Source organism: Wukongibacter baidiensis (assembly GCF_050888315.1).
Lineage (GTDB): Bacteria > Bacillota > Clostridia > Peptostreptococcales > Caminicellaceae > Wukongibacter > Wukongibacter baidiensis.
This window is the reverse complement of record NZ_CP138202.1, coordinates 4,560,042-4,577,296: the sequence shown is the minus strand read 5'-3', so window position 1 is coordinate 4,577,296 and position 17,255 is coordinate 4,560,042. Positions and strand designations below refer to the sequence as shown.

Genomic DNA, 17,255 nt, shown 5'->3' with positions numbered 1-17,255 from the left:
CCTATACATATTTCTTCAGTGAATTCTCCATATTCCTTTTCATTGACAACATATCAGTTAAAAAGATATCTATTAAAAGTTTACCACCCATCTGATATTCCTGTTTGACTACCTGCGCACCAAATTTGCGATAAAATCCATTGGATGGTGCATAATGTGGATTATAGATAACCATTTTCTCCATACCCTTAGTCAAGTAAAAATCTAACATATAAATAATCATCATGAGAGAAATTCCTCTATTTCGTTGGTCAGTATATATCCAAAGCCCGTTCAATTCTATCCCATTTTTAGGAATATCAAAGGTGTCAGCAAGACTACCAAAAGCAACGCCCAGCATCTTATCATTTTCAAATGCACCAATCAACAGACGTATATCATTATTCTCCCTAGCTGTATTCATCCAATTTATCCAGAAGTCCAATTCTTCCGAGACAGTAAGTGTATTTTCTGCCTTACCTGCTAGCTCTTCTGTCCAACACAGAATCTTTAATTCTATGGCTTGTTGCATATCCGCTTCTGTTAATTCCCTAATTTTAATCATCGCTTTATCCTCCAATTAACTAAATGCTATGCTATACAACATTTTGTATTTTCCACATAATTGAACTAACACTCCAGAGCACTTCATCCAAGAACATACTTGCATCCCATAAAGGCTTACTAATAGCAAAGTGAAATATTTTATTATGTGGTTCCAGACTACTTAGCATTATAAATATCTACTAACAACCTTGCCATTTCTTTAGTATTTTCAAATGGACTAAATATTTCATCATTAAAGACATTGCCTTGTCCGCCTATACCAAGGTACGGAAATTGCTTAAGCTTAACAGAATCCATTTTTAGAATATTAATGAAATCGTTCAGATATTCAAGTATCTGAGATGGATTTGAATATTCAGATACTCCAATTAGTGCGCAGGGCTTTCCATCAAGAGGCGAATTTTCTTCTCTCTTTCCTTGGCATTCTATGTTAAAAAATATTGATACTAATCTTTCAGCGAAGGTATGAAATTTTGCAGGTGGAACCCTAAAATATAGAGGAGCTCCAATAATTATTGCATCTGCATCAATCATTTTTTCTAAAATTAAATTCACATCATCTTCTATACAACATTCGAAGGTGTGAGTACTACAGTAATCAGAGCATAGTACTTTACAGTTTGTTACATCCATATCAGCAATATGAATTATCTCACTATCGATTTCATTAGTGATTTGCTTAATATTACTTAATAAAGAACTAGCAATCTCATATGTATACTTATCTTTTCTCATGGACCCTAACAAGGTTAATATCTTCATAGAATCATCTCCTAAAATATATTATAGATTCCTGCAAAGAGGAAGCTGTATAACGTTTTAGATTAATTGTATTTCCCAATATTAGCAAGTCGCTCTTGTACTAGATTTATTTTTCTAGCTTTATCCATTTATCCCCTCACCTTTTTGCATATTCTACATAAATAATATTCAAAATATCGTTCTATATTTATAATTAGCAATTGATTTTAGTATTTTTCTTACTTCATCTTCTTTTCGATTCCAAATGTTATATCTTGTATAATTGTTATATTTCTCCATTCTTTTTAGAGCTCCTTTAATATAAACCATAATTTTGTCTTACAATTTTCTGCTCCTATAAGTTTTTTAATATCCTTTAGATTCCAATACCTATAGTATTTTATTATTCTGTAAACTAAAAAAAGAAGCTTGATGATAATCTGCTTCTCTTTTTCATACAACTAACTTTCTATGAACAATAATATATCATTATAAACATCCAAACCCCTTCAAGTAACGCAAATTACTAATTACCTTATTAGCTTTCCACCAATTTTTACTAATAGCCCATTCATTAGGATAACTCTGCCACGACCAATTAATATCCCAATAACCATCAGGGGCCATAGATTCGATTATAAATTCAACTTCATAATCAGCAATTGCTTTGTTAGCTTCATAAAATATACTGCTAGATGAATAAAAAAACTGTGAGGGTTTACAAACATAACAAGTACTCCATTTTTCTTTATCATGGGTGATAGCCCCTTGTACTTGTTCAATAAGTTTTGCCTTCAAAATATCCATGTCAAATATATTACAATTTCCTGATTTTTCACTATACTCATAAAGTCGTATAAAACATAAAAGTTCATGCATATCCTTTATTAAATCACTAGAAAGTAATTCTTTTACTGCTTTCTTCGCAATCACTTCTGCCTGTTTATATAATCTTGATGATTTTTCAGCAAATAACAGTATGAACCCAATTAAACAAGCTGTTGGATTATATCCCCATTCTTCAATAACATTATCTCCATGTGTCCACCAAGGAGCATGTGGATAATCATTATTCGATGGTACCTCAGCATACCAATATCCATCTCTATAATCCTTACCACTTTCTAAATATGATAATATTCCCTTTACTATAGGATTATTCTTATTGGTTATTCCCAATTCATATAGTATTTCCGTCGCTACCCATGTTTGTATTGGTGAAGAATTTGGATTCCAACTATCAGCTTCAAGAGCATATCCAAATCCACCATCATCATTTTGATATGCTGACAAAGCAGTTAATACATCTAATTCACTTCCATTTTCAAAATGATATTTCCAACGTGCAATATCTATAGGTCGGGCATTCCTATACATCCAGTTTTTAATGTTATTACATTGTTTTTTTGATAAAGTCATAATTGTCCCTCCTAAAATCGAAATTTTTTACTTTATGCATTTATACCAATCTGGCTTAATCAAACTTCAAAGTTCTTCTCTAGTAAATCCGCCACAGGACGTGACGTCTTTTTCTCATATTTCCCATAAGATTCTGGGTATTTCCGATGTTCACTCTGCCCATCAAAGCTCTACTACAAAGAGAGTAAATGCTTGCAACACCATGTTAGGTTATGTTATCCTCGGAAGTTACCAATAGACATATATAGCTAATGTCTTAATCTATATCTCATGTAATAACCCTATCTAATATCAAATTCATATGCTACATACCCTACTTTGTCTCCCACATTAACTTCCTTGATTAATCTATATCTACCTGTTGGAAGAGGTTGATAATAACTTAAATAAAATCTTCCTCTTTTTGATTTACCTGTATCTAGAATATTGAGTTCACTTGTCCATCCTAAATTAATGTTACTATTAAGCATGTTGTCAATACTATACCAAATATCGTTGACCTGTGTTTCTAACATCAATCTTGATCCAAATTCCATTGTCTTTCCAGTATTATTCAGAATAGTAAATTCCAACATTATATCCTGAGAGTCTATGAAAGGCTTAGTTCCCACTAGTTGTACATTTTTCATTTGTTCTCCAGTCCAATAAGTTGGTATCATATATTTTGTGTTCCACTCACCCTCAATGAGAGAAATATATCTATGATTCACAATGTATGAAACTTGATTATTTACCTTGGTATCTCCAACAATAGATTGACACATTTTTTTAGCTTTTTCTCCATCTATTCGAAAATATTCTCCAGTGTAACTTATTGCATAATCTTCAGCAAATAAAACATAATAGCTAGATCCTGCGTGAAGTTGAACTCCGTAAAATAGCCCACTTAAATTATTCACATCTATCGAATTAATTCTTTTACCTCTTAAATTCTCAAGAAAATTAAGTATACCTTTCATATCCTGTTCTTGATAAACCCAGTTATTGGTTGTTTCTTCTTTATCAAAATTATAAGTATATACAGAAAGACTCTGTACATCTTCTTGTTCAAATATGAACACTTTATCCTTTTTGTAACCATAAACTATTCCAAATAATAGAATACACATAATTATAGTTATATATTTTTTCATCAATAACTCCTTTTCGCCACAACAAATACTATATTTTATATATTTGTTATATTTCTCCATACACCTGCATTTTCCTTCCATCCTCTTCATAATTGCCCTAAATCTAAACCATATTTTTTATGTTGTAAAAAAATATCATCCATGTTATAATCTTCTTGAATCGACAATTGAATAATAACTAGGGGGGCCTATATTGATAGGCTGAGATAGAAATGTTATTTCTGACCCTCATAACCTGACGTGGTTAATCCCACCGTAGGGAAGTGTGCTATAGTAAGTATTTTTTTCAGTCTATATTTTTGTATACTTATCACAAATTCTCTAGAATTTGTGATTTTTTATTTTAAGACATTTTCAGCTGTAAAGTGTTGCAAAGTAAAAAGTATATTGTATCTTATTTTTATTACTTACTAGTCTATTTCTATAAATGTTATGAGGGGAAGCAGATAATCTGCTTCCCTTTTTAGTTTACTAAAAGTAGTTAAAGTTAATGTTTAACTTTAACCTTTAAAACGAGCTTTTTGGCCTTAGACATAAAGGATTAAACTTCTACTTTAACTTAAAGTTCTAACATGAAATATATAAGTCTAAACCGAAGGGAGGATTAGCATGATTGTAAATGGAAAGGAAATGAACTTTGAAAGTCTAACTATCCTTAAGCTACTTGAAAATCTGAGTCTCGATATGAACAAAGTAGTTGTGGAGGTAAACCTTGAGATAGTTTCAAAAGAAGATTATTCAGAATATCTACTGAATAAAGAAGATAAGATCGAAATAATCAGCTTCGTAGGTGGTGGTTAAAATGAAAATCCTTTTAAACGAAAAAAGGCTTATTGTTGATAAGGGCTCTACAGCTTTTTCTATAAGAAACAGCTTCAAAAATAAGGCAGATATTATAGTACATAATGGCTTTATCATCAAGGATGATGCTGTACTTAAAGAGGATGATAGCCTTACCCTTATTAAGCGAGGTGAAATTCCTCCTAAGGATGAACTTGAGGCCCTTATGATTTCTAGGCATACACCTGGAGTACACAAAAAGATAAAAACTGCGAGAATCGGTATTGCAGGTCTAGGAGGTCTCGGTTCCAACGTTGCCCTTTCCCTAGCTAGAATCGGTATTGGATACCTAAAGTTAATCGATTTCGATGTAGTTGAACCTAGCAATTTAAATAGACAGCAATACTTTGTTAAGCATATAGGTCTGAAGAAAACTGAGGCTATGAAGGATTTGATTTCACAGATTAATCCCTTCGTTAGATTGGAAACAGAAGACATCTTTATAGATGAAAAAAATATTGGAGAACTTTTTAACGATGTAGACATTATAGTCGAAGCCTTCGATAACCCAAACTCTAAGGCAATACTTATAAATAAGCTTCTAAAGGAGATGCCTAACAAAACCATTGTTGCCGCTTCTGGAATGGCAGGATATTTTTCAAACAACACCATTGTTACAAAGAAGATACGAGATAACTTTTATTTAATAGGCGACGATGTATCTGAAGCGAAGCCAGGATGTGGTCTCATGGCTCCTAGGGTTTCAATCGCCGCTAATCATCAAGCTAATACGGTTTTAAGAATATTAATGGGAGAAAAGGATGTGTAACCAAATGGATAAATTAGTTATTGGCGGAATGGAGCTGGATAACAGGCTTTTAATCGGCACAGGCAAATTCCCTGACAAAAAGATTATTCCTAAAGTTATCGAAAGCTCTGAGTCTAGAATAATCACAATGGCCCTTAGAAGGGTTGATCTAAACTCAACCGAAGAAAATATCCTCGATTATATCCCCGAGGACTGCATTCTACTACCAAATACTTCTGGAGCTAGAAACGCTGAGGAAGCTATTAGAATAGCAAGACTTGCGAAAGCAATGGGTTGCGGAAACTGGGTAAAGATTGAGGTTATCTCAGATAATAAGTATCTGCTTCCAGATAACTACGAAACTATTAAGGCTACCGAGGTCTTAGCAAAGGAGGGCTTTATTGTACTTCCATATATGAGTCCTGACCTAATGGCAGCAAAAAGCTTAGTAAGTGCTGGAGCAGCTGCAGTTATGCCACTAGGTGCTCCAATTGGTACAAATCGAGGACTTCAAACTAAGGAATTAGTTAGAATATTGATTGACGAGATCGATCTTCCAATTATTGTTGATGCAGGTATAGGAAAACCATCACAAGCAGCAGAGGCTATGGAGATGGGTGCAGCAGCAGTCTTAGTAAATACGGCAATAGCCACTGCCGGTGATCCTATAAAGATGGGCGAGGCCTTTAACTTAAGTGTTAAGGCTGGGAGACTTGCCTATCTTGCAAAAACAGGAGCTACAAGAAGTTACGCCGAAGCCTCCTCACCGTTAACTGGTTTTTTAAACGATACTAAGTAAGGGTGGTATGAAATGTCTTTTTATAATGAATACCTTAAAGTAAAAGATACTAATTTCTCTAAGTTCTTTGAAGAGATAACCAAATCAGATGTATTAAGAACACTAAATAAAGAAAGATTGGATAAATACGACTTTTTAACGTTGTTATCCCCTGCTGCTAGTGGTCTACTTGAAGACATAGCACAAAAATCTCATAGTCTTACTATCCAAAATTTCGGTAAAACAATGCAGCTATATACTCCAATGTATCTAGCTAATCATTGTGTAAACAAATGCTCCTACTGTGGCTTCAATGTTTCAAATGATATCGTGAGAAAGAGTTTAACAATGGAGGAAATTGAAAAAGAGGCCATAGCCATTTCACGATCGGGATTAAGACATATCTTGATCTTAACTGGTGAGTCTAAGAAGGAATCCCCAGTTTCATACATTGTAGATGCAGTAAGAGTTATTAAAAAGTATTTTGATTCTATCTCAATTGAAATCTACCCATTAACAGAAGATGAATACAGAGAAGTAATTGCTGCAGGTGTAGACTCCCTCACCGTATATCAGGAAGTGTATAATGAGGAAATCTATGACAATGTACATATTGCAGGACCAAAGAAAAACTATAAGTTCCGTTTGGATGCTCCTGAAAGAGGATGTAAGGCAAGGATGCGAAATGTAAATATTGGTTCACTTCTGGGGCTAGATGATTGGCGTAAGGAAGCTTTTTTTACTGGCATTCATGGCGAATATCTTGAAAATAAGTACTCCGACGTTGAAGTTAGTATTTCTCTACCACGTATAAGACCCCACGCTGGAAGCTTTAGCGATATTCATCCAGTTGATGATAAAGCCTTAGTTCAAATAATGCTGGCATTAAGGCTATTTCTCCCGAGGGTAGGAATAACAGTTTCGACAAGGGAAAGCCAAGGCCTTAGGGATAATCTTATTCCTCTAGGAGTTACTAAAATGTCTGCGGGAGTATCTACCGAGGTTGGTGGTCACTCATCTAAGACAAAAAGCGACAGTCAGTTTGAAATCTCCGACAAACGAAATGTAGATGAAATGAAAAATGTATTACTAACTAAGGGATATCAACCTGTACTTAAGAACTGGATGCACATAGATATTTAATTTAGAAACTCGTTTAAAATAATTTAAATATAGAAAGGAAGATTTACATATGAATTATACAACTCAAATGGATGCTGCAAGAAAGGGAATTATCACTAGTGAAATGGAAGTAGTATCAACAAAGGAAAGCATAGATGTTGAAATATTACGTGAAAGAATAGCTGAAGGTAAGGTTGTTATCCCAGCAAATAAAAACCACGACTCCATAAGTCCTGAAGGTGTTGGTGAAGGTTTAAGAACAAAGATTAATGTAAACCTTGGTATCTCAAAAGATTGCTGTAATATAGAAAAAGAACTTGAAAAGGTTCAGGCTGCCCTAGATTTAAAGGCTGAAGCAATAATGGACCTTAGTTCCTATGGTAAAACTGAAGAATTTAGAACAAAGCTCATAAATATGTCTCCTGCAATGATTGGAACGGTTCCAATATATGATGCTGTAGGTTTTTATGATAAGGAATTAAAAGATATTACTGCTGAGGAGTTTTTAAGAGTCGTAGAAAAGCATGCACAAAATGGTGTTGATTTCATGACAATCCACGCTGGAATCAATAGAGAAACGGCTACAGTATTTAAAAGAAATAAAAGACTTAACCATATAGTTTCAAGGGGTGGGTCCTTACTTTACGCTTGGATGGAACTAAATAATATGGAAAACCCATTCTTTGAGCATTACGATAGAATCCTTGAAATATGCGAAAAATATGATGTTACAATTAGTCTTGGTGATGCTTGTCGTCCTGGAAGTATCAATGATGCAACAGATGCAAGTCAAATACAGGAGTTAATCGTACTTGGTGAGTTGACTAAAAGAGCATGGGAAAGAAACGTACAGGTAATGATAGAAGGTCCTGGCCATATGGCTATAAACGAAATAGCAGCAAATATGGTTATAGAGAAAAAACTATGTCATGGCGCTCCATTCTACGTATTAGGTCCTCTTGTTACTGATATAGCTCCAGGATATGACCATATCACAAGTGCCATAGGCGGCGCTATTGCAGCCTCAAATGGTGCCGATTTCCTATGTTATGTTACTCCAGCAGAGCATTTAAGATTACCTAACCTTGATGATATGAAGGAAGGTATTATTGCAACTAGAATAGCTGCCCATGCCGCTGATATAGCTAAAAATATTAAAGGTGCTAAGGAATGGGATTATGAAATGAGTACAGCAAGACAAAATCTTGATTGGGAGAAAATGTTTAACCTTGCAATTGATCCTGAAAAAGCAAGAAGATATAGAAAAGAGTCTACTCCTGAGCACGAAGATAGCTGTACAATGTGCGGAAAAATGTGTTCAATGAGAAATATGAATAAGGTTATGGAAGGAAAAAATATTAATATTTTGAGAGAGGACGACTAATGTGCTTTATCTCATAACCAATAGAAGCTTAATAACATCTGGAAACATCTACAGCGTAGTTCTCGAAGCCCTAAGGGGTGGAGTCAATGCAGTCATACTACGTGAAAAGGATTTATCCTATGATGAATTGCTTCCTATAGCCTTTAGGTTAAGAAATATAACTAATTCCTTTGGTTCTCAGCTAATAGTTAATAGTAATCTGAAGGCTGCCATAATTTCTAATGCAAACTTCTTTCACGTAGGCATTGAGGATTTTAAGAAAAAGAAATTAGACTTAAGTGGAGCATTGCTCGGTTTGTCGGTCCACAGTGTAGAAGAAGCCATAAAGGCGGAAAAGCTTGGAGCAAAGTATATATTAGCCAGTCATATTTTTGAAACCGATTGTAAAAAGGGCTTAAAGCCCAAGGGAATTCAGATGATTGAGGACATAAAGTCTAATATTAGTATTCCTGTAATAGCATTAGGTGGAATAAATGAAGGCAATATAAAAAAAGTCCTTGAAGCAGGAGCAAGTGGAGCGGCAGTAATGTCTTCTATAATGGCATCGTCTAATCCATATTTAGCAGCCAAAAGCTTGAGAGATAAAATGCTGTCTTATAAAACAATCTCTCAAGCTTGACCCTCGGGGTGTTTCAGAATGACTTTCTGCGTCGCTTGGAAATTCGTCACTCTGAAATACCCCTTTTAAATATTCTATATACTCCATATCCAATATAGTAGTAAACTTCTCTTGCAAGAAAAACTGATTTGCTTTTCCAACTTCTATAGAGAGTTGTAGGTGTGGGAGATGGATATGCCTGTAAGCCATAATCCTCTGCCATCAACATCGCCCTTTTCATATGTAATGGATCACTAACTATAATAAAAGTACCTATATTATTGCTATCCCCCACTTGTTTTGCATAATACAAGTTTTGCTGAGTAATATTGGAGCTTGTTTCTATTAATATGTCATTACTTGGAACTAGTTTCTTTTTTGCATATTTTTTTGCAACCATTGATTCTGCCATTTCTTCTCCATCGCTTTTTCCACCTGTAAAAATAATCTTCTTAACATACCCTTTTTTATATAACCAGATTCCATGATTGATTCTTTCTCTAAAAACAGGTGATGGCTCGTCTCCCCAAATGGCTGCCCCCAATACAACGGCCGCGTCAGCTTTAATCAAGCTGCTTTTTTCTCCATATAGATATATACTTGAAGCAGTATAAACAATAAAGCATGCAAAAATACATGCTATTATAAATATCTTTCTATATTTTTTACTCTTCTTTAGCATTATCTTTGTTATTTCCCTCGGCTTCATCAATCCTATCTAATATTACGTTGTATCCGTCCGCACCATAAAGAATACATCTATTTACTCTACTAATCGTCGCAGTACTTGCACCAGTTATCTCTTCTATTTCATGATAGGTTTTATTAGCTCTAAGCAGTTTGGCAACCTGTAGTCTTTGAGAAATTGCCTGCAATTCCTTTATAGTACAAACATCTTCAAAAAACCTGTAGCATTCTTCTCTATTCTTGACTAGCAAGATTGCGTCAAACAACTCGTCTAAAAACTCCGAAGTCAGTTTTGAATTATATGTCATTTTTCCTTCACTCCCAAAAAATTATATCTTTATTAATTCTATTATACCAAATTTTTCTCACTTAATAATTTTTCTGCTATAAGAAATAATATATTTAAAGAAATAATATATCAAAACTACTATCATGAATTATTTCTTCATAAAAAAATTGCGAGGTGAATACGTTGAATAAGCATAAGAATACTGATGATAAAAAATATTTTAGTGCTGAAGAGGCTATGAATCTAATAGACAAAACCTATAACTCCCATGACTATCCGATTATATCAAAAACTCAAAATGCCTATGTTATGCCATGGTCAATGAAAAACGGTGTAGATATTATAGACACCTCAAAGTTCTATGACGATGACGATCTAAAATAAAACTCTTGGGAAAATAACCTCAGTAAAAAAGTCTTTGACTTTTCAATCTAAGCACTGCTTAAATTGAAAGAAAAGAATTTTGGAAGAATATCTTTTCTTCTCCAAAATTCTTTTATGTTTATTATTTATATAGTTTTTTATGAGCAAGAAATATTCTATCCGTTTATAACTCTTCTTAAGTCAAGCCGCTTAGGAAAAGATATTTTGACGGTAGTTCCTCTTCCAGGCTTACTTGAAATTTGAATGTCATGCATCGGCCCAAATCTATGAACTAATCTTTTTCTCACATTGTTGATGCCAATTCCAGTTGATATACTATTTAGATTGCTTTTCCCCTCACTATTTAATATTATGTCTAATTTATCCTTTGGTATACCTACCCCATCATCTGAAATCTTAACTATTACCTTATCTTCAATAGAGTAACCATTAATCCTGATTTTTCCTCCACTCTCCTTCGGATCTAGTCCATGATTTATAGAGTTCTCTATAAATGGTTGTAAGGTCATAAATGGAATTCTTGTTTTTTTGATTTCATCGGCAACTACTATCTCATATTTCAATCTATTTCCCAATCTCACAGATTGAATCTTCAAGTATCTTTCAATATGCTGCACTTCTTCCCACAAACTAACCATTTGCTCCATGTTCTTCTTCAATGTATATCGTAACATTTCCGCAAAGGAATAAACTATTTCTTGGGTTTTATCGGCGTTTTCAATTAGAGCCAGTCTCCCTATAGTGTTTAATACATTAAACAGAAAGTGAGGATTTATTTGTGATTGCAGCGCTTTTAGCTCTGAATCTCTTAAGGCCTTCTCAAGCTCAATCCTCGTCTTCATTTCCTCCATCAGTTTGTAATTCTTTTTATTCAATTCATCTTGAATTATGCTGATAAGTCCTTTCTCAACGGTATAATTAGATATTACAAACAACATATGGGCAGCAGCAACGATTTTCTCATAGGGCATTGGAGTTATTTCAGAATATGCCTTCATTATCTCCTCTTTCTCACGCCACTCTGGAACATTTCTAACTATATTTTCTAAAAAGATTTCTTTTTCATCTTCCAGTTTAGCTTGCCCTGCCATTATGGCTCCCATATAATGTCCCTTTACAATAATCGGAACCGCAAAGTCTACTAATCCTGTATGACACTTATATATATATGGTCTTCCCGTTCTAGCCGCTTCTAAACCACCCCTTGCATCTGATTGATGACAAGCCTCGTTACATTTAGTCTCTTTTCTAATCAATTTGCAGAATCTAGAGAAATTACTGTATCTAGTAATAGGATTTCCTCTATAATCTACTGCCACAGCCGCAAGCCCAGTAGCTTCCCCAAATTTGTCTAATATTTCTTGTAAAATGTCGATGTCTATGAAGTCACTTAGTTTAAATAAGTCCTTCATAACAGACCCCCTATTTTTTTATAGTTACACAAAACGAATCTTAAATCATAAGTATTAATTCTACTAATAAATTATATTCCCTTCTAATAATCTGAATTTTCTATTTTTTCAACTTGATTTATTTCATATCAATACCTTTTATATAATATATGATGCTTGTCTTAAATAATTCTAATTAAGTTAAAAAATGGACTGCTCTCATAAATAAATCTCATGAGTTCAGCCCTAAGGTATTTCAGAGTAAATAAAAATCAAGATTCTGACTGTCATTATTATAAAGAATTGCTTTTTTTATATTTCTAACATATCCCTATTTGGAATTTTATTATCTGATTTAATGAAAAACATTATAAAAATTGTTATTAAAAATAATCCTACTCCTTCTACAAAAAATACTAAATCTTTATTTATATATTGATAAATCCCACCTCCAATTAGAGGGCCAAATATGCCTCCTAATCCTAAAGATAAATGGTATAGGCCGTATGATCTTCCTCTCTCATCATCACCAGTTATTTCACTTACCAGCGCCCTCTGAGCAGGTATACTCATTAGACCTGCAAATGTAATAAGGGCATATAATACAACAAAGAAAATATAACTTCTAGCAAATGGCATTAATAGAGTAAATATTGCTTCAAAGGCCAAACCTATAACCATAAGTTTTTTACGTCCAAAATCGTCTGCAAGCTTTCCTAGCTTTGATGGAAGATACATTGCCAATATACCTCCTGGTATAAACATCAGACTGATTAATCCCAAATCCTTAGTAATATGTTCCTTTAAGTAAATCACAAATATCGGTGCAGTTATACCGTTTGCCAAGGCAAGAACTCCTATAATCATAAGATATTTGATAAATGTCTTATTAATCAATATCTTAGTACTCTTCACTTCTCTTTTTTCACCTATGCTTTCATCTACATCCTTTACTGCAAAATAGACAGCTAGTACAGATATAATAAAGTATATTCCAAAAATCAGTTTAAATGGGTCATCTACTATACCATTAAATAGGATTGTAAATCCAATAAAGCTGCCAATAAAGGCTCCTCTACTACTATATTGAGTTATTATTCCGAAATTCTTACTTCGATCATCAATACTACTCATATCTGAAATCATAGCATCTAAACTAATAGAAAAGAATGAAGCTGCTATGCATTGGATAATTCTAGCTATAAATAGATATATATAACTTCTCCCTACTAAAAATATCAATCTTGCCAGCGTAAATGTTACCAGTCCAATAATAAACCCTTTTTTTCTTCCGCCTTTATCGGTCCATCTGCCTACCAAAGGTCTCATAATAATACTAAAAAAAGAAAAAACCGAAAAAAGCATTCCTATCTCAACAGCATTTGAGCCCAGCTGCAAAGCATATATGGGAATTATAAATCCTAGAAAATAGTTCGGTAGTGATATCAAGAAAATCGGCTTTTTAAGTCTTTGTAATTTATCCACAAATTACACCTCCAGTACGGTTATACCTAGTATAATCTATAGATAAAGTGTTTACATCTCACTAAAGTAATGGTTTTGGTCACAAAAATAGGAGGTTTAAAACCTCCCTGTCTTAAATATAGAAAATATCAACCACAGATACATAAGTACAGCAGCAATCAATCCTAATTTTAAAATCGACAGATTGAATATATATGCTTGAGTTCCTACTCTAGCCGCCATACCAAAGCCGATTATTAATCCCGCCATAATAATACTTAGCGACAATAGTGCAATGCTAAAAGAAATCTTATTGGTTATCTTATCAAACCTTTTCAGAACTTCATTGGCGCCTCTGAGCTTAAAGCTCCAAACGTAATCTTCATCCTCCATTTTTCTTAGAAAGTTAAGAATAAAATCAGGAATATCCTTTATAATACCCCCATAGTCAAATATAGCCTCTGCTATATCATTTTTAATAGTTTTAGGCGAAAATACCCTGAACATTAGTTTCTTAGCAATAGGTTGTGCTATCTCTAGCATATTTAGCTCTGGACTAAGTTTCTCAACAACGCCTTCCACCGTAGCCAAGGCCTTTACTAGCATTGTAAATTCCTTTGGCATCTTAATTTTATATTTTAATGCCAAATCGAAAATTTTATTGAATATTTCCGCCAGCTTTATCTCGTTTAGTGGTAATTCAATGTACTCATCTATCAAATTATCTATCTCACGTTGAAGCTTTTTTACATCAGAACGTTTTGTAATTACATCAAGCCCTACGAAAGCATCCACTATCAATCTACTATTTCTAAAAACGACACCTAATAAAATTTTTAAAAACTGCTTTCTCCGCTCTTCCTTTAGTTTTCCAACCATTCCAAAGTCCAAAAGAACAATTTTGTTTTGAGGTAAAACCTTAATATTTCCAGGATGGGGGTCGCCATGATAGAAACCATCCCTCAGAATTTGTTCAAATATGGATTTAGAGATAGTTTTAGCAATAGCCTCCCGATCCATGTTTTCTACCTTTAGCTCTTCAATCTTACTTAAGCTGATACCACCCATATATTCTAAGGTTAATACACCCCTTGTTGTGTAATCCCAGTAAACCGATGGTATAATAATTTGCTTATCCTTGGATAAATTCTCTTTAAAAATCTCTGTATTTTCTCCTTCAATTCTATAATCTAATTCCTCTCTTAACACACTCTGGAATTCCTTTACCATAGTTCTAAATTCATATAGCTTGCCATATTTTGTACGAGTGTCCATAAACCAAGCCAAGTCTTTTAATATATTCATATCCTCTTCAATCTTTTTTTCTATACTTGGTCTTTGTACCTTTACTACAACTTGCTGGCCATCCTTTAGTTTTGCTAAATGAACCTGGCCTATGGATGCAACTCCTAAAGGTTCTTTGTTGAATTCAACAAATATATCTTCTAAATTTTCGCCTAGTTCGTACTCAATACATACTTTAGCATCATCAAATGGAAATGGTGGAGCTGAATCGTGAAGTTTCTCTAATTCAATTATAATATCTTCAGAAAGCATATCTGATCTTGTACTCATTATTTGACCAAGTTTTATAAATGTTGGTCCAAGTTCTTCTAGTACTAATCTAAGCCTTTCTCCTATTGACAACTGCTTGTCTCTCTCTTCACTATTGGCTGTTTTCTTCTTGATGTTTAAGTATTTTAAAATACCAAGCTGATCTAACACTGTTCCAAATCCATGCTTTATAAATACTCTAGCTATTTCATTATAGCGTTTTATATGCTTATATCGATTTATTGGCATAAACAAATATCACAACCTATTTAAAAACTTGTTTTTACTTTCTAATCCCTTATCATATATTTTGATAAATATACTTCTATTTTATCCCTTTATTTATATAAAGAGCCAGTTGAGTCCTATCCCTAAGCTCTAATTTACTTAATATCCTCGTCAAATGATTTTTAACGGTTCCTTCAGTTATAAACAGTTCTTTACCTATTTCTTTATTACTTTTTCCCTCAGCAACTAGCTCCGATATCTCTATCTCTCTTCTAGTTAGATCCCTCAGATACTTTAGATCTTCTTCATTCTCTTTTTCTTCTCTTCCCGTATTCATACTATTAAAGGCTTTTACAACCTTCGTAGCTATTTCAGGCTGTAGGAGGACATTTCCTTTATGTACTTCCTTTACCGCCCTTATTATCTCGTCTGATTTAACGTCCTTAAGTATGTATCCATCGGCTCCATTTTTTAATCCTTCAAATATATACTCATCTTCATTAAAAGTAGTTAGTATTATAATTTTAGTCCTGGGGTATCTCTCTTTAATAACTCTAGTAGCCTCAACACCATCCATCTCAGGCATCCTAATATCCATTAAGATAATATCCGTCTCTATCATTCCTAGTTTGTCTATTGCCTCCTTGCCATTAATTGCCTCTGTGACAACCTCTATATCTTCACTAAGACTCAATATCATTTTTAAACCATCTCTTATGAGTCCCTGATCATCCACAATCATAACCTTTATCATATTAATACTTCTGCCTCCTTTAAGGGTATAAAAACATCTATTGAAAACCCTTTATTTATATCACTTTTAAAAGATACCTTCCCACCTACAGCAAAAATTCTACTTTCCATATTACTAAGTCCATTTCCCTTTTTAATTTCTGCACATCCCTTGCCATTATCTCTTATCTTCACCTCTATACCATTGTGTACATTATAAATATCTATGAAAATTTCTGATGCTTTTACATGTTTAATGCTGTTGGTAAGCCCTTCTTGAACCGTTCTATATATTATATTTTTTATTGCAGGAGAAATTCTTTCAATGTTTTCCTCCATATTTACCTTTATGCCCGTATCATCATCCACAGATAGGTTTGCTGTAAGTTCATCTATTGAAGCCTTTAGCCCCCTCGAATCTCTTTCTTCCTTTAAGGTATACACTGCCCTTCTAAGGCCTTTCATACTGTCCCTAGCTAAACTTTGGCATTTCAATATTACGTCTTTAGTTTGCTTAGTATCCTTATCTACTATATTTTCTAAAAAATCTAAATGCATTATCAGTGCCGTTAATGAATGTCCTAGGGAATCATGTATCTCCGATGCTACTCTACCTCTTTCTTCTGCAATCGTTAGTTCTTCTATCCTCGATGAATACTCCCTCAACTTTTTATAGGCTTCATTAAGTTCATCATTCAAATTTTGTGCTTTTATTCTCTCATTAAATTCTACCCTTAGATAAAGAAATACAGAAACAATCATCATATAAAATAATGTACCAACTAAAAGATCCAATCCATTTTCCCTTACATAGTCTATTGAAAATACCCCTAAAGTTCTAATACTAGAGTAAAAATATGAACTTATATATATCACAATATGACTAATTAGCATGGTTTTAAAAATTTTTCCATCTAAATATATTATTGTTTCATAAAGAATTGAATAAAAACAAAATTCTGTATATGTAAATAAGATCCATATAGATGCTATAAAAGACAGTATGAGTGAAATATTATATTTTTTCTCTTCATAAGAAAGCTTATATCTTAGATAGTCATTTATTAGCATAAAAAGTAAAGTTCCTATCATTACAATTACATTTAGTGATACGTCCTCAATCCCTATAAACATATTAATCAAAATTATGAACATTATTGCATTCTTAATATAAAAAGCATATCTACTAAATTTATACATCTATATTCTCCTTTAAA

The 17,255-nt window shown here is 33.3% G+C and carries 18 protein-coding genes and 1 riboswitch; of the genes, 7 read left to right on the top strand and 11 right to left on the bottom strand.

Annotated elements, in window-relative coordinates; genetic code table 11:
* Position 1: 1 nt before the first annotated feature.
* The 4 genes from R9X47_RS20630 to R9X47_RS20615 all read right to left on the bottom strand — a co-directional run bounded on the left by R9X47_RS20630 (position 2) and on the right by R9X47_RS20615 (position 3,839).
* Positions 2–544 (bottom strand): GNAT family N-acetyltransferase, encoded by a 543-nt coding sequence (locus R9X47_RS20630; RefSeq protein WP_432662970.1) that lies wholly within the window; start codon positions 542–544, stop codon positions 2–4.
* 158 nt (positions 545–702) lie between these two features.
* Positions 703–1,308, bottom strand: a complete 606-nt coding sequence (locus R9X47_RS20625; protein WP_432662969.1) for a flavodoxin family protein — start codon at positions 1,306–1,308, stop codon at positions 703–705.
* A gap of 468 nt (positions 1,309–1,776) precedes the next feature.
* On the bottom strand, positions 1,777–2,706 hold the full coding sequence (locus R9X47_RS20620; protein ID WP_432662968.1) for a hypothetical protein: 930 nt from the start codon (positions 2,704–2,706) through the stop codon (positions 1,777–1,779).
* Positions 2,707–2,987: 281 nt separating this feature from the next.
* Positions 2,988–3,839, bottom strand: coding sequence for an immunoglobulin-like domain-containing protein (locus R9X47_RS20615; protein WP_432662967.1), 852 nt, complete (start codon positions 3,837–3,839; stop codon positions 2,988–2,990).
* A gap of 170 nt (positions 3,840–4,009) precedes the next feature.
* Positions 4,010–4,118, top strand: a riboswitch (TPP riboswitch).
* A 330-nt stretch (positions 4,119–4,448) separates the two neighbouring features.
* On the opposite strand from R9X47_RS20615, the gene thiS reads away from it, so the two are divergent.
* Genes thiS through R9X47_RS20585 form a run of 6 tightly spaced genes read left to right on the top strand, consistent with a single transcriptional unit; the run spans position 4,449 to position 9,330 of the window.
* Positions 4,449–4,640 (top strand): sulfur carrier protein ThiS, encoded by a 192-nt coding sequence (gene thiS, locus R9X47_RS20610; RefSeq protein WP_432662966.1) that lies wholly within the window; start codon positions 4,449–4,451, stop codon positions 4,638–4,640.
* Position 4,641: 1 nt separating this feature from the next.
* On the top strand, positions 4,642–5,448 hold the full coding sequence (thiF, locus tag R9X47_RS20605; protein ID WP_432662965.1) for a sulfur carrier protein ThiS adenylyltransferase ThiF: 807 nt from the start codon (positions 4,642–4,644) through the stop codon (positions 5,446–5,448).
* Positions 5,449–5,452: 4 nt separating this feature from the next.
* Complete coding sequence (locus R9X47_RS20600) at positions 5,453–6,226, top strand: thiazole synthase (RefSeq protein ID WP_432662964.1); 774 nt, start codon at positions 5,453–5,455, stop codon at positions 6,224–6,226.
* A gap of 12 nt (positions 6,227–6,238) precedes the next feature.
* Positions 6,239–7,348, top strand: coding sequence for a 2-iminoacetate synthase ThiH (thiH, locus tag R9X47_RS20595; RefSeq protein WP_432662963.1), 1,110 nt, complete (start codon positions 6,239–6,241; stop codon positions 7,346–7,348).
* Positions 7,349–7,397: 49 nt separating this feature from the next.
* A complete protein-coding gene (thiC, locus tag R9X47_RS20590) occupies positions 7,398–8,711 on the top strand; it encodes a phosphomethylpyrimidine synthase ThiC (RefSeq protein ID WP_432662962.1) in 1,314 nt (437 codons plus the stop codon).
* Between the two features lies 1 nt (position 8,712).
* Positions 8,713–9,330: a thiamine phosphate synthase gene (locus R9X47_RS20585; protein ID WP_432662961.1), complete on the top strand. Its 618-nt coding sequence runs from the start codon at positions 8,713–8,715 to the stop codon at positions 9,328–9,330.
* A 46-nt stretch (positions 9,331–9,376) separates the two neighbouring features.
* Here the strand turns inward: R9X47_RS20585 and R9X47_RS20580 are convergent, their stop codons facing one another.
* Both R9X47_RS20580 and R9X47_RS20575 read right to left on the bottom strand, forming a co-directional pair.
* The gene (locus R9X47_RS20580; protein ID WP_432662960.1) at positions 9,377–9,991 is read right to left on the bottom strand and encodes a YdcF family protein; all 615 of its coding nucleotides are present in this window, start codon (positions 9,989–9,991) and stop codon (positions 9,377–9,379) included.
* Positions 9,975–10,304, bottom strand: coding sequence for a YerC/YecD family TrpR-related protein (locus R9X47_RS20575; RefSeq protein ID WP_432662959.1), 330 nt, complete (start codon positions 10,302–10,304; stop codon positions 9,975–9,977). The genes R9X47_RS20580 and R9X47_RS20575 overlap by 17 nt, the downstream gene beginning before the upstream one ends.
* Positions 10,305–10,468: 164 nt before the next feature.
* Here R9X47_RS20575 and R9X47_RS20570 point away from each other — a divergent pair, with 164 nt between their 5' ends.
* Positions 10,469–10,669, top strand: coding sequence for a hypothetical protein (locus R9X47_RS20570; protein ID WP_432662958.1), 201 nt, complete (start codon positions 10,469–10,471; stop codon positions 10,667–10,669).
* A gap of 155 nt (positions 10,670–10,824) precedes the next feature.
* Here the strand turns inward: R9X47_RS20570 and R9X47_RS20565 are convergent, their stop codons facing one another.
* The 5 genes from R9X47_RS20565 to R9X47_RS20545 form a co-directional block, all read right to left on the bottom strand.
* The gene (locus R9X47_RS20565) at positions 10,825–12,081 is read right to left on the bottom strand and encodes a sensor histidine kinase (protein ID WP_432662957.1); all 1,257 of its coding nucleotides are present in this window, start codon (positions 12,079–12,081) and stop codon (positions 10,825–10,827) included.
* 291 nt (positions 12,082–12,372) lie between these two features.
* Positions 12,373–13,545 (bottom strand): MFS transporter, encoded by a 1,173-nt coding sequence (locus R9X47_RS20560; protein WP_432662956.1) that lies wholly within the window; start codon positions 13,543–13,545, stop codon positions 12,373–12,375.
* 96 nt (positions 13,546–13,641) lie between these two features.
* Positions 13,642–15,327 (bottom strand): ABC1 kinase family protein, encoded by a 1,686-nt coding sequence (locus tag R9X47_RS20555; RefSeq protein WP_432662955.1) that lies wholly within the window; start codon positions 15,325–15,327, stop codon positions 13,642–13,644.
* 76 nt (positions 15,328–15,403) lie between these two features.
* Complete coding sequence (locus tag R9X47_RS20550; protein ID WP_432662954.1) at positions 15,404–16,060, bottom strand: response regulator; 657 nt, start codon at positions 16,058–16,060, stop codon at positions 15,404–15,406.
* Complete coding sequence (locus R9X47_RS20545) at positions 16,057–17,238, bottom strand: sensor histidine kinase (RefSeq protein ID WP_432662953.1); 1,182 nt, start codon at positions 17,236–17,238, stop codon at positions 16,057–16,059. The genes R9X47_RS20550 and R9X47_RS20545 overlap by 4 nt, the downstream gene beginning before the upstream one ends.
* Positions 17,239–17,255: the final 17 nt, after the last annotated feature.